The 25991-nt window shown below is 69.2% G+C and carries 22 protein-coding genes; 11 read left to right on the forward strand and 11 right to left on the reverse strand.

Annotated features, from left to right (window positions below; translation table 11 throughout):
* Position 1: 1 nt before the first annotated feature.
* The 4 genes from AB4Y91_RS10415 to AB4Y91_RS10430 all read left to right on the forward strand — a co-directional run bounded on the left by AB4Y91_RS10415 (position 2) and on the right by AB4Y91_RS10430 (position 6130).
* The gene (locus AB4Y91_RS10415) at positions 2-2557 is read left to right on the forward strand and encodes an MMPL family transporter (protein ID WP_441418411.1); all 2556 of its coding nucleotides are present in this window, start codon (positions 2-4) and stop codon (positions 2555-2557) included.
* A 108-nt stretch (positions 2558-2665) separates the two neighbouring features.
* Entirely contained in the window at positions 2666-3361 is a 696-nt protein-coding gene (locus AB4Y91_RS10420) for a Maf family protein (RefSeq protein WP_441418412.1), read from the forward strand.
* A gap of 191 nt (positions 3362-3552) precedes the next feature.
* Complete coding sequence (locus AB4Y91_RS10425; protein ID WP_441418560.1) at positions 3553-5364, forward strand: acetyl/propionyl/methylcrotonyl-CoA carboxylase subunit alpha; 1812 nt, start codon at positions 3553-3555, stop codon at positions 5362-5364.
* 34 nt (positions 5365-5398) lie between these two features.
* Positions 5399-6130, forward strand: a complete 732-nt coding sequence (locus AB4Y91_RS10430; protein ID WP_441418413.1) for a glutamine amidotransferase — start codon at positions 5399-5401, stop codon at positions 6128-6130.
* A gap of 141 nt (positions 6131-6271) precedes the next feature.
* Here AB4Y91_RS10430 and AB4Y91_RS10435 read toward each other — a convergent pair whose 3' ends face one another.
* Positions 6272-7684, reverse strand: a complete 1413-nt coding sequence (locus tag AB4Y91_RS10435) for an MFS transporter (RefSeq protein WP_441418414.1) — start codon at positions 7682-7684, stop codon at positions 6272-6274.
* A 286-nt stretch (positions 7685-7970) separates the two neighbouring features.
* Here AB4Y91_RS10435 and AB4Y91_RS10440 point away from each other — a divergent pair, with 286 nt between their 5' ends.
* Genes AB4Y91_RS10440 through AB4Y91_RS10450 form a run of 3 tightly spaced genes read left to right on the forward strand, consistent with a single transcriptional unit; the run spans position 7971 to position 13180 of the window.
* A complete protein-coding gene (locus AB4Y91_RS10440; protein WP_441418415.1) occupies positions 7971-9416 on the forward strand; it encodes an MFS transporter in 1446 nt (481 codons plus the stop codon).
* The gene (locus AB4Y91_RS10445; RefSeq protein ID WP_441418416.1) at positions 9417-11627 is read left to right on the forward strand and encodes a molybdopterin oxidoreductase family protein; all 2211 of its coding nucleotides are present in this window, start codon (positions 9417-9419) and stop codon (positions 11625-11627) included. It begins immediately after the preceding gene.
* Complete coding sequence (locus AB4Y91_RS10450; protein WP_441418417.1) at positions 11624-13180, forward strand: FAD-dependent oxidoreductase; 1557 nt, start codon at positions 11624-11626, stop codon at positions 13178-13180. The genes AB4Y91_RS10445 and AB4Y91_RS10450 overlap by 4 nt, the downstream gene beginning before the upstream one ends.
* Positions 13181-13189: 9 nt before the next feature.
* On the opposite strand, the gene AB4Y91_RS10455 is transcribed toward AB4Y91_RS10450, so the two are convergent.
* From AB4Y91_RS10455 to AB4Y91_RS10465, 3 genes are read right to left on the reverse strand one after another with little or no spacing between them, the layout of a single operon-like run.
* Complete coding sequence (locus AB4Y91_RS10455) at positions 13190-14002, reverse strand: amino acid ABC transporter ATP-binding protein (protein WP_441418418.1); 813 nt, start codon at positions 14000-14002, stop codon at positions 13190-13192.
* The gene (locus tag AB4Y91_RS10460; protein ID WP_441418561.1) at positions 13989-14648 is read right to left on the reverse strand and encodes an amino acid ABC transporter permease; all 660 of its coding nucleotides are present in this window, start codon (positions 14646-14648) and stop codon (positions 13989-13991) included. Before AB4Y91_RS10460 ends, AB4Y91_RS10455 begins: the two co-directional genes overlap by 14 nt.
* A gap of 42 nt (positions 14649-14690) precedes the next feature.
* Positions 14691-15512 carry an amino acid ABC transporter substrate-binding protein gene (locus tag AB4Y91_RS10465; RefSeq protein WP_441418419.1) on the reverse strand — a complete coding sequence of 274 codons (822 nt, stop codon included), beginning with the start codon at positions 15510-15512 and terminating at the stop codon, positions 14691-14693.
* Between the two features lie 242 nt (positions 15513-15754).
* Between AB4Y91_RS10465 and AB4Y91_RS10470 the strand changes: the two genes are divergently transcribed.
* Entirely contained in the window at positions 15755-16393 is a 639-nt protein-coding gene (locus tag AB4Y91_RS10470; protein WP_441418420.1) for a hypothetical protein, read from the forward strand.
* Here AB4Y91_RS10470 and AB4Y91_RS10475 read toward each other — a convergent pair.
* Positions 16390-16929 (reverse strand): flavodoxin domain-containing protein, encoded by a 540-nt coding sequence (locus AB4Y91_RS10475; RefSeq protein WP_441418421.1) that lies wholly within the window; start codon positions 16927-16929, stop codon positions 16390-16392. The two genes, AB4Y91_RS10470 and AB4Y91_RS10475, sit on opposite strands and share 4 nt — an antisense overlap.
* 169 nt (positions 16930-17098) lie before the next feature.
* Between AB4Y91_RS10475 and AB4Y91_RS10480 the strand changes: the two genes are divergently transcribed.
* Positions 17099-18556 carry a benzaldehyde dehydrogenase gene (locus tag AB4Y91_RS10480; protein WP_441418422.1) on the forward strand — a complete coding sequence of 486 codons (1458 nt, stop codon included), beginning with the start codon at positions 17099-17101 and terminating at the stop codon, positions 18554-18556.
* Positions 18557-18669: 113 nt separating this feature from the next.
* Here AB4Y91_RS10480 and AB4Y91_RS10485 read toward each other — a convergent pair whose 3' ends face one another.
* The 4 genes from AB4Y91_RS10485 to AB4Y91_RS10500 form a co-directional block, all read right to left on the reverse strand.
* On the reverse strand, positions 18670-19155 hold the full coding sequence (locus AB4Y91_RS10485; protein WP_441418423.1) for an SRPBCC domain-containing protein: 486 nt from the start codon (positions 19153-19155) through the stop codon (positions 18670-18672).
* Positions 19152-19988, reverse strand: a complete 837-nt coding sequence (locus AB4Y91_RS10490) for an oxidoreductase (RefSeq protein WP_441418424.1) — start codon at positions 19986-19988, stop codon at positions 19152-19154. The genes AB4Y91_RS10485 and AB4Y91_RS10490 overlap by 4 nt, the downstream gene beginning before the upstream one ends.
* A complete protein-coding gene (locus AB4Y91_RS10495; protein WP_441418425.1) occupies positions 19985-20557 on the reverse strand; it encodes a TetR/AcrR family transcriptional regulator in 573 nt (190 codons plus the stop codon). Before AB4Y91_RS10495 ends, AB4Y91_RS10490 begins: the two co-directional genes overlap by 4 nt.
* 151 nt (positions 20558-20708) lie before the next feature.
* Positions 20709-22124 carry an NAD(P)H-quinone dehydrogenase gene (locus AB4Y91_RS10500; protein ID WP_441418426.1) on the reverse strand — a complete coding sequence of 472 codons (1416 nt, stop codon included), beginning with the start codon at positions 22122-22124 and terminating at the stop codon, positions 20709-20711.
* An 82-nt stretch (positions 22125-22206) separates the two neighbouring features.
* Between AB4Y91_RS10500 and AB4Y91_RS10505 the strand changes: the two genes are divergently transcribed.
* A complete protein-coding gene (locus tag AB4Y91_RS10505) occupies positions 22207-23025 on the forward strand; it encodes a purine-nucleoside phosphorylase (RefSeq protein WP_441418427.1) in 819 nt (272 codons plus the stop codon).
* 53 nt (positions 23026-23078) lie between these two features.
* On the opposite strand, the gene AB4Y91_RS10510 is transcribed toward AB4Y91_RS10505, so the two are convergent.
* Entirely contained in the window at positions 23079-23564 is a 486-nt protein-coding gene (locus tag AB4Y91_RS10510; RefSeq protein ID WP_441418428.1) for an RrF2 family transcriptional regulator, read from the reverse strand.
* A 244-nt stretch (positions 23565-23808) separates the two neighbouring features.
* Between AB4Y91_RS10510 and AB4Y91_RS10515 the strand changes: the two genes are divergently transcribed.
* Positions 23809-25557 (forward strand): phospho-sugar mutase, encoded by a 1749-nt coding sequence (locus AB4Y91_RS10515; protein WP_441418429.1) that lies wholly within the window; start codon positions 23809-23811, stop codon positions 25555-25557.
* On the opposite strand, the gene nirD is transcribed toward AB4Y91_RS10515, so the two are convergent.
* Positions 25554-25931, reverse strand: a complete 378-nt coding sequence (nirD, locus tag AB4Y91_RS10520) for a nitrite reductase small subunit NirD (protein ID WP_441418430.1) — start codon at positions 25929-25931, stop codon at positions 25554-25556. The genes AB4Y91_RS10515 and nirD overlap by 4 nt on opposite strands.
* Positions 25932-25991: the final 60 nt, after the last annotated feature.

The raw sequence follows: 25991 nt of genomic DNA on the forward strand, positions 1-25991 counted from the left end.
CATGGCTCTTTTGCTCTATCGACTCGGCAAGTTCTCCTACCGCCACCGCTGGCTCGTCATCTCCCTCTGGCTTGCCGTCATGGTTGCCGTCGGCGGTGCCGCGGCGGCGCTTCACGGCACGCTGTCCAACAACTTCCAGATCCCGGGTACCGAAACCCAGCAGATGGCGGACAAGCTCAAAGAGGAACTCCCGTCCTCCTCGGGCGGCTCCGCGAGCATCGTTTTTGAAGCCAACGACGCGCAGTTCGGCCAGGCCGGCAAGGACGCGGTCTCCGCCGCGCTGACCAAGCTGAAGACCCTCCCCGACGTCCAGGGGACCGTGGATCCGTTCGCCACCCAGGCCCAGCTGGACAAGGCCGTCACGGACCTTGCTGCCGGAGAGCAGAAGGCCGCGGCGGGCAGGGCCCAGCTGGACAAGGCCGCTGCGGAGCTCGCCGCCGGCAAGGCCCAGCTGGCCGACGCCGAGCAGCAGATGGCCGCCGCCGGGCTGCCGCCCGCGGCCGTCGAGGCCCAGCTCGGCCAGCAGAAGGCCGCCCTCGCCGCCGGGCAGGCCAAGCTCGACGCCGGCACCAAGGAACTCGAGGCCGGCAACGCCAAGCTGGCGCTCGGCAAGCGCCAGCTTGAGGCCTCCAACGGCCTGCGCTTTGTCTCCGAGGACGGCAAGGCCGCCATCGCCCAGGTGCAGTTCAAGACCTCGATCAACGGCCTCAAGCCGGAGGTGCGGCAGGAAGTCCAGGACATCGTCAAGGAGGTCTCCGCCGCCAACGTGACCGCCCTGCCCAGCAAGGAAATCAGCGAGGACATCTCCGAGATTTTCGGCACCGCGGAGATCATCGGCATCGCCGTCGCCGCCTTGGTGCTCATCATCATGCTCGGCACCCTCGTCGCCGCCGGCCTTCCGCTGCTGATGGCTATCGTCGGCGTGGCCGTCGGCGTCGGCGGTACCTTCGCGCTCAGCGGCGCCGTCGACATGAGCTCCATTTCCCCGATGCTGGCGCTCATGCTCGGCCTGGCCGTCGGCATCGACTACTCCCTGTTCATCGTCAACCGGCACCGCGGCCAGCTGCTCAAGGGCATGGATCCCGAGGAGTCCGTGGCCCTGGCCACCGGTACCTCCGGCAACGCGGTGCTCTTCGCCGGCCTCACGGTGATCATTGCCCTCGCTGCCCTCGTGGTGCCGGGGCTGCCGTTCCTCGCCGTCATGGGTCTCTCCGCCGCCGCCACGGTGGCCGTCGCCGTCGTCGTCGCCCTGACTTTGACGCCGGCCGTCCTGTCCCTGGTGGGCCGCAAACTGATTTCCAAGCGGGCCTGGGCCAAGGCGGAGCGGCACAACGCCGCCCCGGGCCACGAGACCGAGGACCGTGCCAGGGATGAATACCGCAGCAGCCACGGCTGGGGCGGCGTCGTCACCCGGCACCCCTGGCTGGCCCTGGTGGCCGGCGTGCTCCTGCTGGGCGTGGTGGCTCTGCCCGCCAGCCAGCTCCGGCTCGCCCTGCCGGATGCCAGTTCGGAGCCGGTCGCCTCGCAGGCGTTCAAGGCCTATGACGTCACCAAGCGGAGCTTTGGCGAGGGCATGACCGGGCCGATCATCGTCGTCGGCGACTTCCCCGCGGGCCTCAGTGCCGCCGAGGCGCAGGCCAAGCAGTTCGACGTCGCGGACATCCTGCGCAAGACGGACAACGTTGCCGCCGCGGTGCCGCTGGCGCTGAGCGAGGACCGCCGCACCGCCGTCTTCCAGATCCTGCCGAAGGAGGGTCCGGCCAGCGCCAGCACCGTCGAGGTGGTCTCGGATCTGCGCGCCGAAAAGGGCCGGATCCAGGACGCCACCGGCGTCGGCATCGGCCTCACCGGCCAGACCGCCGGCAACGTCGACGTCTCCAGCAAGCTCGGCGCCGCGCTGCCGCCCTACCTGGCGATCGTCGTCGGGCTCTCGCTGATCCTGCTGCTGCTGGTGTTCCGGTCCATCGTGGTGCCGCTCCTGGCCACCGGCGGATTCCTGCTCTCGCTCGCGGCCGCGTTCGGCGGCGTCGTCGCGGTGTACCAGTGGGGCTGGCTGGGAACCGTGTTCGGCGTCGAGAACCCCGGCGCGGTGCTGAGCTTCCTGCCCATCATCCTGATCGGCGTGCTGTTCGGCCTGGCCATGGACTACCAGGTGTTCATCGCCTCCGGCATGCGCGAGTCCTACATGCACGGCGAAACGGCCAAGCACGCGGTCCGTTCCGGCTTCAGCCACGCGGCCGCCGTGGTTACCGCGGCCGCGATCATCATGGTCAGCGTGTTCTCCGGCTTCATCTTCTCGCACCTGAACATGGTGCGGCCGCTGGGCTTCGCGATGGCCTTCGGCGTGCTGGTGGACGCGTTCGTGGTGCGCATGACGATCGTCCCGGCCGTGATGTACCTGCTCGGCCGCAAGGCCTGGTGGCTCCCCCGCTGGCTGGACCGCATCCTGCCGGACGTCGACGTCGAGGGCGCCAAGCTGCACAAGCCGACGTCCGACGCCGATGCCGACACCGACGCTGCCGGCGCCGGCGAGCCCGAGGAAGTCGCCGCGCGCTAGCCGGCACCGACCAAAGCAACGCGGGGTCACTTCGCGCCTATAAATCCCCTCCGGATGGGCGCGAAGTGACCCCGCGTTGCTGTACCGCCCGTCAACTAGGCTGGAGCCGTGACCCGCCTCATTCTTGCCTCCCAGTCCCCCGCCCGCACCAAGCTGCTCAGCAACGCCGGCATCGCCCACGACGTCCTCGTCTCGGACGTCGACGAGGACGCCGTGCAGGCCCGCTACGGTGTGACCGACCCGCACGACACCGCCCTGCTGCTGGCGCGCGCCAAGGCCGAGGCCGTCGCCTCGCTGCCCGAGGCCGACGGCGCCCTGGTGATCGGCTGCGACTCGGTCTTCGAGTTCGAGGGCGAGGCCCACGGCAAGCCGTACACCGCCGACGTCGCCAGGGAACGGATGCTCCGGATGAGCGGCAGCATGGGCGTGCTGCACACCGGCCACTGGCTGGTCGACTGCCGCGACACGGACACGAAATCCTCGGACGACGACGACGACGACGACGCCGGCACCGGCACCGGCGCGACGCTGGGCGCTGTCTCCTCCGCGGAGGTGCACTTCATGGAGATGAGCGAGGACGAGATCGACACGTACATCGCCACCGGCGAGCCGCTGCAGTGCGCCGGCTCCTTCACGATCGACGGCTACGGCGGGGCCTTTATCCGCAAGGTCGACGGCGACCCGCACACCGTCGTCGGGCTCTCCATCTCCACCCTGCGCAGCCTGCTGGGCCAGGCCAAAGTGAATGTCACCGAACTCTGGACCGGAGGGGCCGCCGACCCCGCCGACATCCGCGCCGAGTGAACTCCGGGGCACCTCCGCGGTCCGTGCCGAGTGAGCCATTTCGCACCACCTTGTAGGAACCCCACAAAGGATCGGCCGTTTACGCGCGGGATCCGCAAGTAATATCGGCGGAACCCACAAAACCGCGCTAGGCTCCCTGAAGGAAAGAAGGAGACGCCTTGTCAGCAAATTCGGAGCAGTCCGCAACGTCAGTGCCCGCAGCCACCACGCCGGGCACCCACCGCCTGAGCAAGGTGCTGATCGCCAACCGCGGCGAAATCGCCGTGCGCATCATCCGCGCCGCACGCGATGAAGGCATCGCCTCCGTGGCCGTCTACGCGGATCCGGACCGCGATGCCCTGCACGTCAAGCTCGCCGACGAGGCTTACGCCCTGGGCGGCAACACCGCCGCCGAGTCCTACCTGGTGATGGACAAGCTGATCGAGGTGGCCCAGCGCTCCGGCGCCGACGCCATCCACCCCGGCTACGGCTTCCTCGCCGAGAACGCCGAGTTTGCCTCGAAGGTGATCGCCGCCGGCATCACCTGGATCGGGCCCTCCCCCGAGGCCATCTCCGCCCTCGGCGACAAGGTCCAAGCCCGCCACATCGCCGAGAAGGTCGGCGCCCCGCAGGTCCCCGGCACCGCCGATCCGGTGAATTCCGCCGAGGAAATCCTCGAATTCGTCGACAAGTTCGGCCTGCCGGTCGCCATCAAGGCAGCCTTCGGCGGCGGCGGACGCGGCATCAAGGTCGCCCGCACCCGCGAGGAGATCCCCGAGCTTTTCGAATCCGCCGTCCGCGAAGCCACCGCAGCGTTCGGCCGCGGCGAGTGCTTCATCGAGCGCTTCCTGGACGCCCCGCGCCACGTCGAGACCCAGTGCCTCGCCGACGCCCACGGCAACGTCGTCGTCGTGTCCACCCGCGACTGCTCTCTGCAGCGCCGCAACCAGAAACTGGTGGAAGAGGCACCCGCCCCGTTCCTCACCGAGGAGCAGAACCAGCGGCTCTACGACTCCTCCAAGGCCATCCTCAAGGAAGCCGGCTACCTCGGCGCCGGCACCTGCGAGTTCCTCGTCGGCCAGGACGGCACCATCTCCTTCCTCGAGGTCAACACCCGCCTCCAGGTGGAGCACTGCGTCTCCGAGGAGGTCACCGGGATCGACCTGGTCCGCGAGCAGTTCCGGCTGGCCCGCGGCGAGGAGCTCGGCTACGGTGACCCCGAGGTCCGCGGCCACTCGATCGAATTCCGCATCACCGGCGAGGACCCGGGCCGGAACTTCATGCCCGCCCCCGGCACCATCACCAAGCTGTTGAATCCCACCGGTCCCGGCGTTCGGATCGACTCCGGCGTGGAGCAGGGCGACGTCATCAGCGGCAACTTCGACTCGATGCTCTCCAAGCTGATCGTCACCGGTGCCACCCGTGCCCAGGCCCTGCAGCGCTCCCGCCGCGCCCTCGAGGAAATGGTGGTCGAGGGCATCCCCACCGTCATCCCGTTCGACCTCGCCGTCGTCAGCGACCCCGACTTCGCCCCCGCCGAAGGCCCGTTCAAGGTCCACACCCGCTGGATCGAGACCGCCTTCGTCAACGACATCCCCGCCTGGACTCCCACCGGCACCGCAGCTGAAGCAGCCGACGCCGGCGAACGCCAGCGCGTCGTCGTCGAGGTCGGCGGCAAGCGCCTCGAAGTGGTGCTCCCGGCGTCCCTCGGCTCCATCTCCGGCGGCGGTGGCGGCAAGCCGGCGAAAGCCAAGAAGCGCTCCCGGAGCGCCGGCACGGCGGCGCCGGCCGGCGGCAACGCCCTGACCTCCCCGATGCAGGGCACCATCGTGAAGGTGGCCGTCGCCGAGGGCGAGCGGGTTTCCGAAGGCGACCTCGTCGTCGTGCTCGAAGCCATGAAGATGGAACAGCCGCTTACCGCACACCGCGCCGGCATCGTGATCGGGCTCTCCGCATCGGCCGGCGAGACCGTCTCCGCGGGCGCCGTGATCGCCATGATCGAGGACGGCGAGCCGGCCGAATAGCGGCATCGCCGGCGGCGGGGGCAGACTTAGTTACGTGAAGCCATTTCTGCTCCTCGCCTCCCGCGCCGAGGACGCCGCCGCCGACGACGAATACCTCGCCTACCTGCGCTACACCGGGCTCGCCGAGACCGAGCTGCACCGGGTCCGCATGGAGGCAGCCCCGCTGCCCCGGCTGGAGCTCAGCGAGTACTCCGGCGTGATTGTGGGCGGCAGCCCGTTTACCTCCAGCGACCCCGCGGAGCATAAGAGCGACGTCCAGCACCGGGTGGAGCGCGAGCTGTTCGCCTTACTGGACCGGATCGTGGCCGAGGACTTCCCGTTCCTGGGCGCCTGCTACGGCGTCGGCACCCTGGGACTGCACCAGGGCGCCGTGATCGACCGGACCTACGGCGAGGGCCTGGGCGGCGTCACCGTCAGCATCACTTCCGCCGGGCAGCAGGACCCGCTTCTGCGCGGCCTGCCGGAGCGGTTCACGGCGTTCGTGGGCCACAAGGAGGCCTGCACTGTGCTGCCCGGCGGGGCCGTGCTGCTGGCCAGTTCCGAGACCTGCCCGGTGCAGATGTTCCGGATCCGCTCTAACCTTTACGCCACCCAGTTCCACCCCGAGCTCGACGCCGACGGCCTCACCACGCGGATCGACATCTACCGCCACGCCGGCTACTTCCCACCCGACTCCGCCGAGGAGCTGATGGCCCAGGCCCGGCATCACAACGTCACCGAGCCGATGGCCATCCTGCGCAACTTCGTCGAGCGCTACGCCCGGTAAGGGCCCCGCCGCAGGCCCGTCGCGGGGCCCCGTCGTCGCGCTCCTGCCCAGTTATTCAGCCGCCACCGCCCCGGGACACGGAAATGCCCGGCGTGTCCACAGAACACACCGGGCATTTCAGCCAATATCCGGGCTGGAGCGTCAGGCTACGTTGTTCTCGTAATCCAGGTCGCGGGTTTCCTTGCTCACAAACAGGGCGATCAGCGTCAGCACGGCCATGGCGGTAAGGTACACGCCCACCAGCACGGGGCTGCCCTTCGCCAGTTCCCAGAGCCAGACGGCGATGAACGGTGCCACAGCCGCGCCCAGGATGCTGGAGACGTTGTAGCTGATGGCCGAGCCGGTGTACCGGACGTTGGTCGGGAACAGCTCCGGCAGCAGCGCGCCCATCGGCCCGAACGTGAGGCCCATCAGGGAGAAGCCGATGATCAGCAGGGCCATGGTGCCGACGAAGCCGCCGCTGAAGAGCGGAACGAACAGCAGGCCGAAGACGAAGATGCCCGCGGTCACGGCAATCAGCATCTTGCGGCGGCCGTACTTTTCGGCCAGCGGACCGGAGACCAGGGTGAAGATGCCGAAGAACACGACGCCGGCAATGAGCATCCAGAGGAAGTCGTTGCGGGTGAAGCCCAGGCCCGGGACAAAGGCAGCGGCTGCTGCCTCGGTCATCGGCTTGCCGGCCTTCTCGGCGGCGGCCTTGGCGGCGTCCAGGCTGGATGCGCGGGTGCCGTAGGTCAGGGTGAACGTGGTCATCAGGTAGAAGAGCACGTAGGTGGCGAGCATGATGAACGTGCCCAGGATCAGCTGGCGCCAGCTGCTCTTGAAGACCCGGCCCAGCGGCAGCTTGGCGACCTCGTTGGATTCGATGACCTTGGTGAAGGCCGGGGTTTCGATCAGCTTGAGCCGGACGTACAGGCCGATGATGACCATGACGGCGCTGAGCAGGAACGGCACGCGCCAGCCCCACGCTTCGAAGGCCGCCGGGCTCAGGGTGTAGCTGAAGACCAGGAAGATCACGTTGGCGATGATGAAGCCGATCGGCGCGCCCAGCTGCGGGAACGTGCCGTAGATGGCGCGTTTGTTGGCCGGGGCGTTCTCGGTGGCCAGCAGGGCCGCGCCGCTCCATTCGCCGCCGAGGGCGAGGCCCTGGGCGAAGCGCATCACGACGAGCAGGGCCGGGGCCCAGAAGGTCCAGCCGGGAACGGTGGCCGTAGGAAGGCAGCCGATCAGGAACGTCGCGATGCCCATGGTGAGCAGCGAGGCGACCAGGGTGCCCTTGCGGCCGAACTTGTCACCGAAGTGGCCGAAGACGATCGAGCCGAGCGGGCGGGCGATGAAGGCAACGCCGAAGACGGCGAAAGAGCTCAGCAGCTGGGTGGTCTCGTTCTGGCCCGGGAAGAAGAGCTTCGGGAAGACCAGGACGGCGGCCGTGGCGTAGACGTAGAAGTCGTAGAACTCAACGGTGGTGCCGATCAAGCTGGCGACGATCACGCGGCCGCGCGAGTTCACCTGCTTGGCGGACCCATGCTCCGTCGAAGTGGCAGTGGATGACATGTAGTGACGCTTTCATGAAGACCGGATCGCCCTGCGGAGAGGCGTCCGGCTAAGGAATGGATATATGTCTGATATTAGTTCCTCGTGTCCACGCAATGGACAAATGTTCCACTATTTGGACAATTCGTGTCGTCCCACCTGTTGGTCGCCCCCGCTGCGGCGCCCACGCCGCCTCACGCCGTCACAAAGGAGCCGATAGGCAAACGTCACAGCACGTTAACAAAGCGCGAGCGTCCCGGAAATGCGGCGTCCCTAGTTTTGAGGGACAACCCCGAAGGAGGTCCCCGTGACTGCTGAACGCATTGCCGACGCCGCAACCGGCGTTTCCCCCAACCACGACGCCGATGCCGCACCCGCCGCCGAGCGCACCGCCGTCGCCGGCCCCGCGCTCGAGTACCGCCCGGGCCGCTGGATCGCCAACTGGGACGCCGAGAACAAGACCCAGTGGGAGTCCCTGGGCCGCGGCATCGCCCGGCGGAACCTGAACTGGTCCATCTTCGCCGAGTTCCTGGGCTTTGTGGTCTGGCAGCTCTGGTCGATAGTGGTGGTCCAGCTCCCCGGGGCCGGCTTCCGCTTCTCCACCAACGAAATCTTCTGGCTGATCTCGATGCCCAGCCTGGTGGGTGCGACGCTCCGGATCCCCTACACCTTCATGGTTCCCCGCTTCGGCGGCCGGAACTGGACCATCGTCTCGGCCATGCTGCTGCTGATCCCCTCGACCGGGCTGGCCCTGTGCGTCGGAAACCCCGGCACCCCGTTCGGCGTCATGCTGCTCGTGGCCGCCCTGGCCGGATTCGGCGGCGGCAACTTCGCCAGCTCGATGGCCAACATCACCTTCTTCTACCCGGCCCGCGAAAAGGGCTGGGCGCTGGGGCTGAACGCCGCCGGCGGGAACCTGGGCGCCGCCGTCGCCCAGCTCGCCGTGCCGGTCGCCATTACCGTGCTGGCCGCCGGGACCGTGAACCTGCCGGTGGCCGGGCTGATGTGGATCCCGTTGATCCTGCTCGCCGCCTTCGGCGCCTGGAAGTACATGGACAACCTGACCAGCGCCAAGGGCGACGTCGCCGGCTCGCTCGCCGCGGTCAAGGAACCGCACCTGTGGATCATGGCGCTGCTCTACATTGGCACCTTCGGCTCCTTCATCGGCTTCGCCGGCGTGTTCCCCAAACTCATCAAGGACTACTTCCCGGCCTTCTCCTCGATCGGCGTCGGGACCGTGGCCTTGTCCCTGGCGTTCCTCGGGCCGCTGGTCGGCTCGCTGGCCCGGCCCTACGGCGGCAGGATGGCGGACAGGCTGGGCGGCGCGCGGATGACCGTGACCGCGTTCGCCGCGATGGCCGTCATCACCCTGACCATGGTCTGGACCCTGCCGCTGGGCAACTTCTGGCTCTTCCTGGCCCTGTTCCTGGCGCTGTTCACCGCCAGCGGCTTCGGCAACGGGGCCACCTACCGGATGATCCCGGTGATCTTCGCCCTGCACAGCCGGGCAGCCCTGTCCGGGGCCAGCACCGTGGCCACCCAGCGGCTGGCGTCCTCCGCGCTGGGCCTGATCTCCGCGATCGGCGCCTACGGCGGCTTCGTCATCCCGCAGGTCCTGAACGCTTCCAACACCGCCAGCGGTTCCTACACCCCGGCCTTTTACGGCTTCGTCGCGGCCTACCTGGTGATGCTGGCCGTCTGCTGGACCTGCTACCTGCGCCCCGCCACCCGCCACGGAAAAGGACACGTCTAAATGAGCGACGGTGCCGCCACGCACTGCCCGTACTGTGCGCTCCAGTGCGCCATGACGCTGACCGTTCCGGAGGTGCAACCGGCGTCGGCAGTTCCGGCGGCTGCAGCTCCGGCACGGCCCGAGGCTCCGCTGGAGGTGGCCGGGCGGGACTTCCCCACCAACCGCGGCGGCCTGTGCCGCAAGGGCTGGACCTCGGCGTCGCTGCTGGAGCACCCGGGGCGCGTCACCGAGCCGCTGCTCCGGGGCCCCGACGGCGTGCACCGACCGGTCAGCTGGGACACGGCCCTGGAGCTCACCGCCGCCGCGGTCAAGAACACCCGCGCCGCGTACGGGCCGGACGCCGTCGGGGTGTTTGGCGGTGGCGGCCTGACCAACGAGAAGGCCTACCAGCTGGGCAAATTCGCCCGGCTGGCCCTGGGCACCTCGCGGATCGACTACAACGGCAGGTTCTGCATGTCCGCCGCCGCCGCGGCCGGGATGCGGGCCTTCGGCCTGGACCGGGGCCTGCCGTTCCCGCTGGCGGACCTGGGTTCCGCCAGCACCGTCCTGCTGCTGGGCTCCAATGTCGCCGAGACCATGCCGCCGTTCGTCCAGCACCTGCAAGGGGCCCGCGACGCCGGCGGGCTGATCGTCGTCGACCCCCGGCGCTCCGCCACCGCGGCATTCACTGCGGACGGCGGCGGCCTGCACCTGCAGCCCCTGCCGGGCACCGACCTGGCCCTGCTGCTGGGCCTGGCCCACGTGGTCATCCACGAGGACCTGACGGACGGCGCCTATATCGCGGAGCGGACCACCGGCTACCCGGCCCTGGTCCGCAGCGTCGGCCCCTACTGGCCGGAGCGCGTGCAGTCCCTCACCGGGGTCCCGGCCGGGCTGGTCCGCGACACCGCCCGGCGGCTGGCCGAAGGTGCACGGCAGGGCGGCAGTTACATCCTCACCGGCCGCGGCGTGGAGCAGCACGTGGACGGCACGGACACGGCCACCGCCGCCATCAACCTCGCCCTGCTGCTGGGCCTGCCGGGCTCGGCGCGCAGCGGCTACGGCACCCTCACCGGCCAGGGCAACGGCCAGGGCGGCCGCGAGCACGGCCAGAAGGCGGACCAGCTTCCCGGCTACCGCAAGATCACCGACCCCGCCGCCCGCGCCCACGTCGCCGGCGTATGGGGTGTCCCCGAATCCTCGATCCCCGGTCCCGGCGTCCCCGCCGTCGAGCTGCTCAAGTCCCTGGGGCGGCCCCACGGCGTCCGCTGCCTCTTCGTTCACGGCGCCAACGTGGCCGTCTCCGCCCCGGATGCGAACGCCGTGATCGCCGGGCTGCGCAGCCTGGACTTCCTGGTGGTCTGCGACTTCTTTATGTCCGAGACCGCGGCCGAGGCCGACCTGGTCCTGCCGGTGACCCAGTGGGCGGAGGAGGAAGGCACCCTGACCAACCTCGAGGGCCGGGTGCTGCGCCGCCGGCGGGCCATCACTCCCCCGCCCGGGGTGCGCAGCGAACTCTGGATCATGACCCGGCTGGCCGCGCTGTTGGACGCGCCCTCGGCCTTCAGCGAGGATCCGGAGACCGTGTTCGAGGAGCTCCGGCTCGCCTCCGCGGGCGGCCTGGCCGACTACTCCGGGATCGACTACGCCTTGCTGGACCGCGGCGAGGAAGCCTACTGGCCCTACCCGGCCGGGAGCTCCGGGACGCCGCGGCTGTTCCTGGACTCCTTCGCCCATCCGGACGGCCGGGCGGTGTTCACTCCGGTGGCGCCGCGCCGTCGAACGCTTCCGGTCGCGGCGGGCGGCGCTGACCCGGCGGGCACCCCAATGACCCTGATCACCGGGCGTCTGCTGGAGCACTACCAGTCCGGCGTCCAGACCCGCCGGGTGGCCGCCCTCGCCGCCGCACAGCCCGAGGCGCGGCTGCAGATCCACCCGGCCGCCGCCGCGGCGCAGGGCATCGCCGAGGGCGACGTCGTAGCTGTCGCCAACGGGCGCGGCGAGGTCCTCTGCCGGGCGGAGCTGAGCGCGGGGATCCGGCCGGAGACGGTGTTCCTGCCGTTCCACTTCCCAGGATGGGAGAGCGCGAACCGGCTCACCGAGGCCGCCACGGACCCGGTCTCCGGGATGCCGGAATTCAAGACCAGCAAGGTATGGCTGCGGCCGGCTGCGGCAGGCTCCCGGGTCGAAGCAGTGCAGGCCGAAGTCCTCCAGATGGACGGTGCATCATGACCGAACGGATTGTGGTGGTGGGCTTCGGCCCGGTGGCGGCGCGGCTGATCGACGAGTTGCTGCCCGCGGTGCGGGGAGGCCTGGTGGAACTGACGGTGGTCGGCGAGGAGGCGGAGGCGGCCTACAACCGGGTGCTGGTGGCCGACCTCGGCGTCGGCCGGACCACGGCAGGCGCCATGGCGCTGGCCGATGCTGCGGCGCTGGTTGCCGACGGCGTGGATGTCCGGCTGGGCACCCGGGTCCGCCGGGTCGACCGCGCCCGGCAGCGGGTCCTCCTCAGCGACGGCAGCTCCCCCGGCTACGACCGGCTTGTCTTCGCCACCGGTTCCCGTCCGGTAATCCCCAACCTCACCGGGTTGAACCCGGATCCGGCCGCCCCGGTGCTGCCCGCCGGCGTGACGGCGCTGCGGGACCTGGCGGATGCCTCGGCGCTGCAGGCGGCGGTAGCCGGCGGAAAGCGCGTGGTGGTCCTCGGCGGCGGCGTTCTTGGACTCGAGACGGCGCTGGCCGCAGCCGAGGAGGGCGCCGCCGTGACCGTGGTGCACAACGGCCCGCACCCCCTGGGGCGCAACATGGACCGCGGCGGCGGCGCCGTGCTGGCAGCTTCGCTGCGGAACTGCGGCGTGAAGGTGGCCGGCAACGCGCGCTCGGTCGCCGTTGAACACAACGCGCCCGACGGCGGCTTCTCCGCGCTACTGCTGGAGGACGGTGCCGCGATCGACGGCGAGCTGCTGGTGCTCTCCTGCGGCGTCCGGCCGCGGACCGAACTCGCCGAGGGCTGCGGACTGTCGACGGCTGCCGGCATCCTGGTGGACCACCGGCTGCGGGCGCACCACGAACCCCACATCTTCGCGATCGGCGACTGTGCCGAGGTCCGCTGCCCCGACCCGGACTGCCTGGACTGCCGGAGCGCCCGGGGCCCGTCCGGGCTGGTGGGACCGGGCTGGCGGCAGGCCGAATGGCTCGCCGAATACCTGACGCTGCTGGCCTCCGGCTCCCCGGCCGGGGCGGAAACCTTGCCGCCGCTGCCGGCGGAACAGCCGGGCGTGCTGGTGCTCAAGGCCCGCGGGCTGACCATGGCCGTGGCCGGGGATGTTTCCGCGGATCCGTGGGACGAGGAAGCCCTGACCGCGGGCGCCGTTGGCGGCCGGGCCCGGCTGCAGGTGGCCCAGTGGGCCGACCCGGAGCAGGGGCGCTACGTCAAGATCAGCACGCGCGCTGGTGTGCTTGAGGGCCTCGTGGCGGTGGGGATGCCGCGCACGGGGGCGGAGCTGGTGCAGCTCTTCGAGCGCGGCGCGGAGCTCCCCGCGGACCGGTCGCTGCTGCTGCGCCTGGACGGCCCGGACCAAGCTGCTCCTACTGCTACTGATCCGGACCGCACGGTGTGCCGGTGCGCCGGGGTGAGCGGGACTTCCATTGCCGCCGCGGTTTCCTCCGGTTGCGGGACGGTGGCCGAGGTCTCAGCCTCCACCCGCGCCGGCACCGGCTGCGGCGGCTGCCACGAGGACATCAAGGGGCTCATCGAGAAGCACTTCCAAGGCGCGGTGGCCTAGGGACCTGCCTTAGAACGGGTTCAGCAGCCGGTCCACGAACTGCCGGGTGCGCTCCTCGCGCGGGGCGCGCAGCACCGTGTCCGGGTGCCCACGTTCCACGACCACCCCGCCGTCCATGAAGATGACTTCGTCGGCAACCTCGCGGGCGAAGGCGAGCTCGTGGGTGACCACGACCATGGTCCAGCCCTCGTCCGCCAACTCCTTGATGACGGTCAGGACGTCACCCACCAACTCCGGGTCAAGCGCCGACGTCGGCTCGTCAAAAAGCAGCAGTTGCGGCCGCAGGGCCAGGGCGCGCACGATGCCGACCCGCTGCTGCTGGCCGCCGGAGAGCTCGAAGGGATAGCTGTTTTCCTTGTCGGCAAGCCCGACCCGGGCGAGCAGTTCCCGGGCCTCCTTGACGGCCTCGGCCTTGGGCCGCTTCTGCACCTGGACCGGGCCCTCGATGACGTTTTCCAGGGTGGTCTTGTGCGGGAACAGGTTGTAGTGCTGGAACACCATCGCGCTGCGGTCCCGCATGGCCGCCAGCTGCTTCTTGGACACCTGCGCCGAAAAGTCGACCGAGAGGTCGCCGTCGAACTCCACGACGCCGGCGTCGGGAACTTCGAGGCCGTTGAGGCACCGCAGGACCGTCGTCTTGCCGGACCCGGAGGGCCCGATCAGGGTGACCACTTCACCCCGGCGGACGTTCACGTCAATGGATTTGAGCACTTCGTGCTTTCCAAACGCCTTGCGGAGTCCGCGGACGGACAGGAGCGGGGTGGCGTCCGGTGCTGCGTCCGGGAGGCCACCGTCCGGGAGATCGGATTCAGTGGGCGACATAGCGGTCCAATCTCTTCTCGAGGACTGACTGGCCGGCGGCGAGGACCAGGCAGATGATCCAGTAGATGACGGCTGCTTCCAGGTACAGCAGCATGAATTCCTGGCTGAAGGCCGCCACCTGTTGCGCCTGGCGGAACAGCTCGGTCACCAGGATCAGCGAAGCCAGCGAGGTGTCCTTGACCAGGCTGATGAAGGTGTTAGACAACGGCGGGACCGAGACCCGCGCGGCCTGCGGCAGGATGATCCGCACCAGTGACTGGCGCCGCGACATGCCGATGGTGTGGCCGGCCTCCCACTGGCCCTTGGGAACGGACAGGATGGCCGCCCGAATGACTTCGGCGGCGTAGCCGCCCACGTTCAGCGAGAAGGCGATGATCGCGCTGGGCCATGGACTGATGGTGATGCCGATGGACGGCAGCCCGTAGAAGATGACAAACAGCTGAACCAACAGCGGCGTGCCTCGGATTACGGAGATATAGATCCGTGCGATCGCCGAGAGGACGGGATTGCGGCTGAGCCGCATCAGGGCGACCAGCAGGGCAAGCAGCAGGCCCAGGGCGAACGAGGCCAGCGCCACGGGAATGGTGCCGGTGATCGCCCCCATCAGGATCGGTCCCAGCGACCCCCAGACGAGATCCCAGTTGATCGTCATGATCGGGAGCCGCGTTCTTCGACGGTTTCCATCCGGCTACTTGGTGACGTCGGCGTTGAAGTACTTCTGCGAAATCTTCTTGAGGGTACCGTCGGCCTGCAGTTCGGTGAGGGCCTTGTCGACGGCGGCGGTCAGGCTGGTCGAGCCCTTGCGGAACGCGAAGGCGCTGAGTGACTTGTCCGTGGTCTCGGCGGCAATCTTGATGCTGTCATCGCGGGCCGTCTTCTGCTGGTCAAGGTATGTGAGCTTGTCGTTGATGGTGGCATCGACGCGGCCCTGCTTGAGCAGCGTGATGGCCTGTGCCCAGCCCTCGACCGCCTGCACGTTGGCTCCGCTCTGCTGTGCCAGCTTGTACCAGTTGCTCGTCAGCGACTGCGCCGTGGTCTTGCCCTTCAGGCTGTCGAAGGAGGTGATGTCCCCGTTGTCGGACTTGGTGACAATGACGCCGGTGCTGACGGTGTACGGCGTGGAGAAGTCGTATTTCGCCTTGCGTTCGTCCGTGATTGAGACCTGGTTGGCGACGACGTCGAACCGCTTGGCCTCGAGTCCGGCAAAGATGGCGTCGAACTGCGTCTCCTGGAAGGCCGGCTTGACGCCGAGCTTGCCGGCGACGGCGGTGATGATCTCCACGTCGTAGCCGGTCAGTTCGCCGCTGCCGTTGGCGTGGAAGGAGAAAGGCTTGTAGGTGCCCTCGGTGCCGACCCTGAGCACCCCGGCGCTCTTGACGTCGCTCAACGAGGTGTCCGGGCCGCCTGCCGGTGCGGAGCTGGCAGGCGTCGTGGACGCCGAACCGCATCCGGCCAGGGCGAGTCCTGCAGCTGCGATGAGGCCGATAACGGAAAGTCGTGTGCGCTTCATGGTGGTCCTTCGTCGAGGAGCCGGCAAGGGCTCGCCAGCTTGGCCGCGTGGCGGCATTCTTACTTGCGACGATAGCAAGACCGCTCCTCGATGGAAGACCCCAAATGACGGCGTATGACGGCCCGGCATGAGACAGGTTTGACGATTGCACTCGTTCGCCCCATCAGGCCTTTCTCCCCTTGGCCGCGCTTCCCCGCTGGGCTTCAATAAGCACAGGATCCCACCGCCCCTGGGAGGCACCCATGTCGGTCCCCATCATCCTGGCCGTGGCCGCCGTCGTCGTGGTCGCCGTCGTGCTCGGAGTTGTGCTCAACCGGCAGAAGGATCCGCAGCGGCGCGCGACCGCGCTGACCCGGACGGGCGCGGTGCTGATGACGGTCTTCACCGTGTTCGGCGCGGCATTCATCGGCGGCTACGCCCTGGAGGAACCGGGCGGGTCGTCCGGTCTGACGGTACTCCTGGCCTGGGCGGTTCCGATGCTGGTCCCAGCGGCCCTCGCCTGGTTCTGGCCGGCGGGGGCAGCTCCCCTGCTGGTGGCACTGACGGCGGCCTTCGTGGCGCTTTGCGTGTGGTTTGCCGTCGACTCGACCATGGCGCGCAGCTTCCAGGAAGTGAACGGACCGGTGCTGGCCGTCGGCGTCGTCGCCCTGGCGTTCCCGGCCGCCATCCTCGGGTTGAAGCGGACCGCCCTGGCGGGTTGGCTGCTGTTGGCCCTGGGTGCGCTGCCGCTGCTGATCACGGTGCTCGGCCGGTCGGGCCCGATCGCCTCGCTCGCGGCGGCAAGCGCGGTCCCGCTGATCACCGGTGCCGTCTACCTGCTGGCGGCCCGGATGGCCAGAGGCAGTTCGGCGTCGGGAAGCGTTCGGACCGCGGTCGTCTAGGCGCTGGCGGCGGGCAAGCCGGCCAGGAAGTCCTCCGCAAAGCGCCGGACGCCGTCCCACTCGGTATAGACGTAGTCGCGGGACATGTCCGTGTCCGGGGAACCCTGTCCGCTGACGATCCTCTTCATCATGTGCCGCTTGAAGAAGCCGTACTCGCTGTACAGCAGGGCCCCGCCGAACAAGCCGACGTGCGCCGGCCGCCACCCCGTTTCCTCCTCGAACTTCTCCACATAGCTTTCCGCCCGTTCCGCGTCCCCGACCACGGCGAGGCTGACCGAGAACAACGCCGAAGGCAAACGTTCCAGCGCGGCCTTGTTCGCGCGGACGAAGTCGGTGACGACCCCCTCGTGCTTGCCCATGTGGACCGAGGCGCCGACGATGACGGCGTCGTACTCATCCGGGAGGGCGTCGCCGGCGGTCTGCAAGTCGGCGGTCCGTGCCTCGTGGCCGTGCTCACGGATGACGTAGGCGATGTACTCGGCGATCCGGGCCGTCTGGCCCTCGACGGTCCCGAACGGAAGGTAAATGTTGGCCATGGTCCACTGTGCGAGCACCGTTTAGCGCCGGACTAGGGCCTAATGTCACCGAGGGTCTTGACGGCGGAGCCGGCACAGCATGTGATGGACGGGATCGGCCCGTACGCTTTCGGCCCGGCGGACGGCCGCACCAGACTGCCTCAGGCAGCCCCACGATGAAAGGACAGACATGTCCCTGCTCGACTCAGCCCTCTGGGAGGGCAAGATCTACCTCAACGGCTGGCGCACCGGCGGCGGTGGGACCGCCGACGCCGTCGAACCAGCCACCGGCGACACCCTGGGCAGCTACGGCGTTGCCTCCGTTGCGGATGTCCGGGAGGCCGCCACGGCCGCTGCCAAGGCACAGAAGGAATGGGCCGCCCGCAATCCCGAGGACCGCGCGGCCGTACTGCGCCGTGCCGGGCAGCTCTGGGAGGAGCACGGCGCGGAAATCCAGGACTGGATCGTGCGCGAATCCGGCGGCATCCCGCCCAAGGCCGGACTGGAAACGCACATCGCCGCCAACGAATGCTATGACGCCTCTGCACTGCCCGCACTCCCGGCCGGCGACGTGCTCACCTCCAACGAAAACCGTTGGTCCTTCGCCCGACGCCGGCCGGTGGGCGTGGTCTCGGTGATCGCACCGTTCAACTTCCCGCTGATCCTCTCGATCCGCGCCGTCGCCCCCGCCCTCGCCCTCGGCAACGCCGTGCTGCTCAAGCCGGACCCCCGCACCGCGGTCTGCGGCGGGGTGACGCTGATGCGGATCTTCGAGGAGGCCGGACTCCCGCAGGGACTGCTCTCGCTGCTGCCCGGCGGCGCGGACATCGGCGCCGCCGTCGTCGAAGCTCCCGAAGTCCGGGTGATCGCCTTTACCGGCTCGACGGCGGCCGGCCGCAAGATCGGCGAAACCGCCGGCCGGCTGCTCAAGCGTGCCCACCTCGAACTGGGCGGCAACAACGCGCTGATCGTGCTGCCCGGCGCCGACCTGGCGAAGGCGGCTTCGGCGGCGGCGTTCGGATCGTTCATGCACCAGGGCCAGATCTGCATGGCGGCCGGCCGGCACATAGTGCACGAGGACATTTACGAGGACTACGTCGCCGCCCTCGCCGAGAAGGCCGGCCACCTGCCGGTGGGGGATCCGAAGAGCGGCACCGTGGCACTGGGCCCGGTGATCGACGAACGCCAGCTGCACCGGGTTGACGGAATTGTCCAGGACGCGGTGCAGGCCGGCGCCCGGCTGGCTGCCGGCGGCACCCACGACGGCCGGTTCTACCAGCCCACCGTGCTGGTGGACCTGAAGGAGGACAGCCCGGCGTGGAAGGACGAGATCTTCGGCCCGGTGGCGCCGGTGATGAAGTTCTTCACCCTTGACGAGGCCGTGGCGCTGGCCAACGACAACGAATACGGCCTGTCGATCGGCATCCTGGGCGACGTCGGCATGGCCATGACCATCGCGGACCGGCTCGACTCCGGCAAGGTCCATATCAATGAGCAGACGGTCTCCGACGAGGCGAACTCCCCGTTCGGCGGAACGAAGAACTCCGGCAACGGTTCCCGGATCGGCGGCCACCACGCCAACATGGAGTCCTTCACGGAGATCCAGTGGCTCACGATGCGCCCGGACATCGCGCCGTACCCGTTCTGAGCGGCCGCCTGAGCGGAACAAAAAAGGGAGGGACCGGCGGGGATTTCCGCCGGTTCCTCCCTTTTCCGCCGGCGCGAGTCGGTAAGGTGCACCGTCCCTGGTGTCGACGTGGCCTACGGCCTGAGCGTTGCGGCTTCCGCCGTCTCGACCAGGGCCTCGAGCCAGTGTTGGTGCTGCCGTTCGATGCTCCGCTTCACTACCGGTCCGAGAAGCCGCGCGATGATTCCGCTTTGGACCTCTTCGGTCACAATGAGCGTGCCGCCGTCGGAGGTGGGCTGCAGATCCCAGCGGTGGTATCCGGAGGACCCGCGCCCGGCGCCCTCCCAGGCCAGCCGGCTGGACGGGGCGAACTCCCGGACTGTGCTCGCCACGCGGAGGCCGAAGGTGATCCAGGTGAAGGTCGATGCGCTGGTCAGCAGTTGCCCTCCGCCATCAATGCTTACGTCGCGGGCATTGCGGTACCACCGGGGCCACGCGGCCGCTTCGATGAGCACCTGCCAAAGCAGTTCGGCAGGCAGGTGGGTGCGGATCTCGTTGTAGGCGTAAACCCGCGCCGTCGAGGGGTCGAAGGGTGCGGGCCAACTGTCGGTGGGCTTCATTTCTTGCTCTTGAACTGCAGGCGGAGGTAGGCATCGAAAAGTCCCGAGCCCAGGAACCGCCGGGACTGGACGATGGCTTTGGCGGCCGGGGTGACGGTATAGCGGGGCCGGGGCCGGCGGGACGTCACTGCGTGCTCAACCGCGCTGGCGACGGCGTCGGGTTCGGCAGCGAGGACCGGCGAGGCGTAGGAGGTGGCCATTTGCTCGTCCGCGGCAGCCCGCAGGGCCGCGTACGGTCCTGCCGCTTTGCCGGAGGCGGCCAGGGTCCGGGAGGCGGTGGCACCAAAGCCGGTGCGGATCAGGCCCGGGGCGATCAGGGAGGTGTGGATGCCGAAGGGCGCGGTCTCGAAGCGGAGCGCGTCAGTGATGGCCTCCACGGCGTACTTAGTGGCGTGATAGTAGCCGCCGACGGGGAACGTGACCCGGCCTCCCATCGAACCGATGTTGACGATCCGCCCGGCCCCGGCGGCCCGCATCCCCGGCAGCACCAGCTGGATCATCCGGGAAAAGCCGAAAACGTTGGTCTCGAACTGACGCCTGACCGCATCCAGCTCGGCTTCCTCGATCGTCCCGTACTCGCCGTAACCGGCATTGTTGATGAGGACTCCGACGCTGCCGTGCTGTTCCTCGACGGCGCCAACGGCCGCGACCATCGATGCTTCGTCGGTGACGTCGAGCGCCAGGACTTTGGCTCCGGCACGCCCAAGATCGGCAATCGCCTCAGGCTGTCGCGCGGTGGCGTAGACGGTGAACCCGGGTTGGGCGAGCAGCCGTTCGGCTGTCGCGCGGCCAATGCCGGAGGAGGCTCCGGTGATCAGTACTGCTGTGGTCATGGTTGTTCCTTCGTAGGAGTGAGGCTGTTGAGACCGGTGACGAAGACTTCGACGCCCCGACGCAGGCGCTCGGGCAGGGCGGCTGGATTGGAAACGCCCGCCTCCAGGCCGCGGGTGAAGGCCAGCAGGATCTCGGCCGCTTCCGGGGCGTCCGCCGCCGGGTAAGAATCGTGAACTGTCCGCGTCAGCAGACCGAGCATTGCCTCGTCGTAGCGTCCAAGCACGTCCGAACTCAGGCGTGTGTCGACGCCAAGGAGTTCTGCCGCATGTGCCGGGCTGTCCCGCCAGATCTGCATCACCAGACCGAGCTTGGCCGACAGGATCCCTGCCAGCCGCGCCTCGGGGAGCCCTTCCATTTCCGCCGCATGTTCGGAGGCGGCGAGGGCACCGGCCAGCAGGCGCTCGACCAGCGCCCGGAACACGTCTTCCTTGTTGCGGAAGTACTGGTACAGGGCCGCCCGGGACATGCCGGCTTCCTCCGCCAGGTCGTGCATTGTGGTCCGGCGGGCACCGTGGCGGGTGAAGCACACGTAGGCCGCGTCGATGATGGCGTCTGGACGGCTATTCATTCTGACAATATATGCATGAAATGTCAGATTGTAAACCGGCACGGAAGATGGCTCCCCTGCTCAAACCAACACACCGGGCTTAAAGCCAAGCACCGGCGCCCTGGGGGGCGCCGGTGCTGACTTTTCGCGGCTGAAAGAAACTCTCGGCCAGCTACATGTGGACGTGCAACCGCCGTGCCGCTTCGGAGATGGAGCCGCTGAGCGACGGGTACACCGTGAAGGTGCTGGCGACGTCGTCGACGTGCAGTTTCTGCGTCACCGCGAGGGAGATCGCGAAGATCAGCTCGGAGGCGTTCGGCCCCACCACGACGCCGCCGATCACAGTGCCGGAGCCCTTGCGGGCGAAGATCTTGATGAAGCCGTCCTTGTGGTTGCGCATCTTGGCGCGCGCGTTGCTGCGCAGCGAGAGCTTGACGACGTCGCCCTGGTATTTGCCGGAGTCGATCTCCGCCTCGGAGACGCCGACGTTGGCGATCTCCGGGGAGGTGAAGATGTTCGAGGCCACTTGGTGCAGCTTGAGCGGGGTGACGCTGTCGCCGAGGAAGTGCGCGATCGCGATGCGTCCCTGCATGGCCGCGACCGAAGCGAGGGCCAGCACGCCGGTGCAGTCGCCCGCGGCGTAGATGTTCGGCGCGGTGGTGCGCGAGACGCCGTCGACCTTGATGTGGCCGCTCTCGGTCAGCGCGACGCCGGCCTCCTCCAGGCCGATCCCGGCGGTGTTCGGAATGGAGCCGACGGCCACCAGGCAGTGGCTGCCGGTGACCTTGGAACCGTCGCCGAGGGTGACCACGACGCCGCCCTCCGTGCGCTCCACGGTCTCTGCGCGGGCCCGGGACAACACCTTCACGCCGCGGCGTTCGAAGACGCCTTCCAGCACCTCGGCCGCGTCCGTGTCCGAGCCGGGCAGCACCCTGTCGCGGGAAGAAATCAGGGTGACCTTGGAGCCCAGGCCGTTGTACGCGGAGGCGAATTCGGCGCCGGTGACGCCCGAGCCCACCACGATCAGTTCCTCGGGCAGCTCGTCCATGTTGTAGATCTGTGCCCAGTTCAGGATGCGCTCGCCGTCCGGCCGGGCCGTGGGCAGTTCGCGCGGGTGGGCGCCTACGGCGAGCAGGATGGCGTCGGCCTCAATGGTCTCGGTGCCCTCGGAAGTGAGGACCTCGATCGTGTGGTTGTCCAGCATCTTGCCGGAGCCGAGCAGGATGCGGACGCCCTGGCCCTCCAGGCCCTTCTGGATGTCGGCGGACTGCTGCCGGGCGAGGCCCAGCAGGCGGTCGTTGATGTGCTTGAGGTCCGCACGCATCGTCGGGCTGCAGTCGCCGCCGTCGAGGTCGAACTTCACACCCAGCTCGCCGGCCTCCCCCACGCGGGTCATCAGGTCCGCCGTCGCGATCAAGGTCTTGGACGGCACGACGTCGGTCAGCACCGCCGATCCGCCGAGTCCGGCGCGCTCAATAATGGTGACCTGCGCTCCCAGCGATGCGGCGACCATGGCGGCTTCGTAGCCACCGGGCCCTCCGCCAAGAATTGCGATCCGGGGGGCACTGAAATCGGGATGCGTAGTCACAATCATCCATTGTCCATCATCCGGACCGGCGCCACCAATAAAGATGCTGTGCGGTGCGGCACGGGCACGGTAGCTTGTACCAGTGAGTAATACAGAATTCCTGAACACGGACCCCTTCGACGCCGCCCGCGCCGCCGCCGACTACATTGCCGAAGAGACCGGCGTCGACAGCCACGATGTCGCGCTGGTGCTTGGCTCGGGCTGGGGCGACGCTGCCGAACTGATCGGCGAGACCACCGCCACGCTCTCCGCGGACGAGGTCCCCGGCTTTTCCTCCCCCTCCGTGGTGGGCCACGTGGGCACCATCCGCTCGGTGCTGACCCGGGAAGGCAAGCGCGCCCTGGTCCTGGGCGCCCGCACGCACTACTACGAGGGCAAGGGCGTCCGCGCCGTCGTGCATGGCGTTCGCACCGCGGCCGCCGCCGGCTGCAAGACGCTGGTCCTCACCAACGGCTGCGGCGGATTGAACGAGAACTGGGCGCCGGGCACCCCCGTGCTGATCAGCGACCACATCAACCTCACCGCCACGTCCCCCCTCGAGGGCGCTACCTTCGTGGACCTCACCGACCTGTACTCCTCGCGGATCCGCGGCCTGGCCCGTGAGGTAGATCCCAGCTTGGACGAAGGCGTCTACGCGCAGTTCACCGGCCCGCACTACGAGACCCCGGCCGAGGTGCAGTACGCCAAGCGGATCGGCGCGTCCCTGGTGGGCATGTCCACCGCGCTGGAGGCCATCGCCGGCCGCCATGCGGGCATGGAGGTCTTCGGCATCTCGCTGGTCACCAACCTTGCCGCCGGCATCAGCCCGGTGCCGCTGAGCCATGAGGAGGTCCTTGAGGCCGGCCAGGCCGCGGGTCCGCGCATCTCCAAGCTGCTCGCGGAGATCATCGCCAAGCTCTAAGCCGGCCCCTGCAGGCCGGGCGCGGGCCGGGGCCCCTAAAGCCCCCAGCGCCCCTAGCCCAGGCCTGCGGTGAGACGGCGGACGGCCTTGTCGCGGCCGCCGGGAAGCCGACGCTCCATCGAGTCTGCGATCCCGGCGATGGTCTGCCGTGCCAGCGCCTGCCGCCAGGCCAGCTCCGCCTGCCGCATGGTCTGGGAGATCAGGCAGGTCCGAACGAAGTTCTCCTGCCGGTCAGCCTCCGGCATGTCGCCGAGGATGGCTTCACAGCGGAAGGCCGGCTCCTGCCCTTCCAGGGCCAGGACCACATCCAGCACGGTGATGTTCTCCGGCCTGCGCGCGAGGTGGAAGCCGCCGCGCGGGCCCGAGACCGAGGTCAGGATCCCGGCGCGGACCAGGGCCTGGAGCTGCTTGTTCAGGTACGCCGCGGGGAGCTTGTACAAGGCCGCAAGCCTGGCGCTGTTCACGGCCTCCCCCGGCGGCGTCCAGGCCATGTTGACGCACGAGTGCACGGCCCATTCCACCCCACGCCCCATTTTCATATTCCAGACGTTACGTGTCCGGAAAAATGCGTGTCAATGACCCGCCACTGCCTTCGCCGCGGTCTTGAGCCGATCCTTCGGAAGACCTGCGCCGAGCCGACCCTTCGCGGCAGCACCGGCCGGAAAACACTGCCGTGATGTGCCAGCCCGCGCGCCCCTGGCCGCCCGGGTGTGATGGAACTGTAAGCCCCGCCCGCGCTTGTCGGGGCGCGCCCGGCCCAGCTTTGACGCTAGTTTGGTACCCATGACGTCTTCCGATGCCGCACTGACCCGACTGTTGAGCGACGCCCGCACCTGGGCGGCCCAGGACCCGGATCCCGCGACCGCCGCCGCCCTGACCGAGCTGGTCCGCCTTACCGACGAGGGAGCAGCGGGAGCACGGCAGGAACTGGCGGACAGCTTCAGCGGCACGCTCCAGTTCGGCACCGCGGGCCTGCGGGCGGCCCTCGGCGCCGGGCCGAACCGGATGAACCGCGTCGTGGTGCGCCGCGCCGCCGCGGGCCTGGCGGCCTTCCTCGGCAGCGCTGTTGCGCAGGCCGCGCCGGGGACCCGGCCGCGCGCCGTCGTCGGCTACGACGCCCGCTACAACTCCGACATCTTCGCCGAAGAAACCGCCGCGATCTTCACCGCCGCCGGCATCGAGACGTTCCTGATGCCGGCGGCGCTGCCCACGCCGCTGCTCGCCTACGCGGTCCGCGCCCTGGACTGCGACGGCGGCGTGATGGTCACGGCAAGCCACAACCCGCCGCAGGACAACGGCTACAAGGTCTACCTTGGCCGCCACGCCGTCGAGGAGAGCGGACGCGGCGCCCAGATCGTGGCGCCCTACGATGCGCTGATCGCCGCGGAGATCGACGCCGTCGGCGCACTGGATTCGATTGCCCTGGCCGCCGGGGGCTGGACGGTGCTGGACCCCTCCATCGCCACCGACTACGAGGCCGCCGTCGCCGCCCTCGCCGTGCCGGAGCGCTTCCCGGCCCGCGAGCTGAAGATCGTCCTGACCCCCATGCACGGTGTGGGCGGCGAGACGGCCGTGGCGGTACTCAAAGCCGCGGGATTCACCGACGTCACGCTGGTGGCCGAGCAGGCCGAACCTGACCCCGATTTCCCCACCGTGAACTTCCCCAACCCCGAGGAGCCCGGCGCGCTGGACCTCGCGCTGGAAACCGCGGCCCGGGTGGACGCGGACATTGTGATCGCCAACGACCCCGACGCCGACCGCGCCGCGGTTGCCGCGAAGGACCCGGACACCGGCGCCTGGCGGATGCTGCGCGGGGACGAGGTGGGCGCCCTGCTGGGGGCACACGTCGTGGCCCGGCTGGCCACCGACGGGGCCGCAGGGGGTGCCGCTGCCGGCGTCTTCGCCAATTCGATCGTGTCATCCCGGCTGCTGGCCCGCATCGCCGCCGCCGCGGGCTACGCCCACGAGGAAACCCTCACCGGATTCAAGTGGATCGCCCGTGTGCCCGGCCTGCTCTACGGCTACGAGGAGGCGCTGGGCTACTGCGTCGCGCCGTCGCTGGTGCGGGACAAGGACGGCATTTCGGCCGCGGTGCTGATCGCCGAACTCGCCGCGGCCGCGAAGGCCGAGGGCAAGACCATCTTCGACACCCTGGACGAGCTGTACCTGGTGCACGGGCTGCACGCGAGCGACCAGCTCAGCATCCGGGTTGCGGACCTGGGCCTGCTGGACGCCATGATGAACCGGCTGCGGGTCAGCCCGCCGGACTCCTTCGGGGGCTCCGCCGTCGAGACCGCGGCGGACCTGGCCGAGGGCAGCGAACAGCTCCCGCCCACCGACGGACTGCTCTACCTGACGAAGGACGGCAGCCGCGTCATCATCCGCCCCAGCGGCACGGAACCGAAGCTCAAGTGCTACCTCGAGGTGATCCGCAGCGTCGGATCCGCCGCCGAATTGCCGCAGGCGCGCCTCGAAGCCCGTGCGGCCCTGGACGGCGTCCTGGCCGACGTGCGCGAGGCGCTCGGGCTCTAGAGCGCCACCTCGACGAAGCCGTCCGTCACCCGGACGGCGTACGTGCCCAGGCGCAGCTCGGGGGTGCCTAGGCACTCCCCTGTCCCGAGGTCGTAGACCTCCTTGTGCAGCGGCGAGGCCAGCGTGGGGCGCGCACCGCGGGAGCCGGTGATGCCGCGGGCCATGACATGGGCGCCGGTGGCAGGATCGGCGTGCTCGACGGCGAACACCTCACCGGCCGCGGTACGGATCAAGGCCACCTGGTGTCCGGCGATCAGCGCGGCCTCGCCCCAGCCGGGCTCCAGGTCTTCCACGGCGCACACCCGGTGCCAGCCGCTTTCGTCGGCGGTTCGCTCCACAAAGCTGCGGGCTGCGCTTTCCAGTACGGCAGTCATGTCGGCCCCTCTCAAAGTTTCCTGGCCACAGCTGCGGCCATGGCTCCACGCTAGGAGCGG

The sequence above is a fragment of the Arthrobacter sp. YAF16 genome (assembly GCF_052113385.1).
Lineage (GTDB): Bacteria > Actinomycetota > Actinomycetes > Actinomycetales > Micrococcaceae > Arthrobacter.

Bases quoted from the DNA above. Each gene is read 5' to 3' on its own strand.
- AB4Y91_RS10415 (WP_441418411.1), top strand. From the start codon at position 2: ATGGCTCTTTTGCTCTATCGACTCGGCAAGTTCTCCTACCGCCACCGC.
- AB4Y91_RS10435 (WP_441418414.1), bottom strand. From the start codon at position 7,684: ATGTCATCCACTGCCACTTCGACGGAGCATGGGTCCGCCAAGCAGGTG.
- AB4Y91_RS10445 (WP_441418416.1), top strand. From the start codon at position 9,417: ATGAGCGACGGTGCCGCCACGCACTGCCCGTACTGTGCGCTCCAGTGC.
- AB4Y91_RS10450 (WP_441418417.1), top strand. From the start codon at position 11,624: ATGACCGAACGGATTGTGGTGGTGGGCTTCGGCCCGGTGGCGGCGCGG.
- AB4Y91_RS10455 (WP_441418418.1), bottom strand. From the start codon at position 14,002: ATGTCGCCCACTGAATCCGATCTCCCGGACGGTGGCCTCCCGGACGCA.
- AB4Y91_RS10465 (WP_441418419.1), bottom strand. From the start codon at position 15,512: ATGAAGCGCACACGACTTTCCGTTATCGGCCTCATCGCAGCTGCAGGA.
- AB4Y91_RS10470 (WP_441418420.1), top strand. From the start codon at position 15,755: ATGTCGGTCCCCATCATCCTGGCCGTGGCCGCCGTCGTCGTGGTCGCC.
- AB4Y91_RS10475 (WP_441418421.1), bottom strand. From the start codon at position 16,929: ATGGCCAACATTTACCTTCCGTTCGGGACCGTCGAGGGCCAGACGGCC.
- AB4Y91_RS10480 (WP_441418422.1), top strand. From the start codon at position 17,099: ATGTCCCTGCTCGACTCAGCCCTCTGGGAGGGCAAGATCTACCTCAAC.
- AB4Y91_RS10485 (WP_441418423.1), bottom strand. From the start codon at position 19,155: ATGAAGCCCACCGACAGTTGGCCCGCACCCTTCGACCCCTCGACGGCG.
- AB4Y91_RS10490 (WP_441418424.1), bottom strand. From the start codon at position 19,988: ATGACCACAGCAGTACTGATCACCGGAGCCTCCTCCGGCATTGGCCGC.
- AB4Y91_RS10495 (WP_441418425.1), bottom strand. From the start codon at position 20,557: ATGAATAGCCGTCCAGACGCCATCATCGACGCGGCCTACGTGTGCTTC.
- AB4Y91_RS10510 (WP_441418428.1), bottom strand. From the start codon at position 23,564: ATGAAAATGGGGCGTGGGGTGGAATGGGCCGTGCACTCGTGCGTCAAC.
- AB4Y91_RS10515 (WP_441418429.1), top strand. From the start codon at position 23,809: ATGACGTCTTCCGATGCCGCACTGACCCGACTGTTGAGCGACGCCCGC.
- nirD (WP_441418430.1), bottom strand. From the start codon at position 25,931: ATGACTGCCGTACTGGAAAGCGCAGCCCGCAGCTTTGTGGAGCGAACC.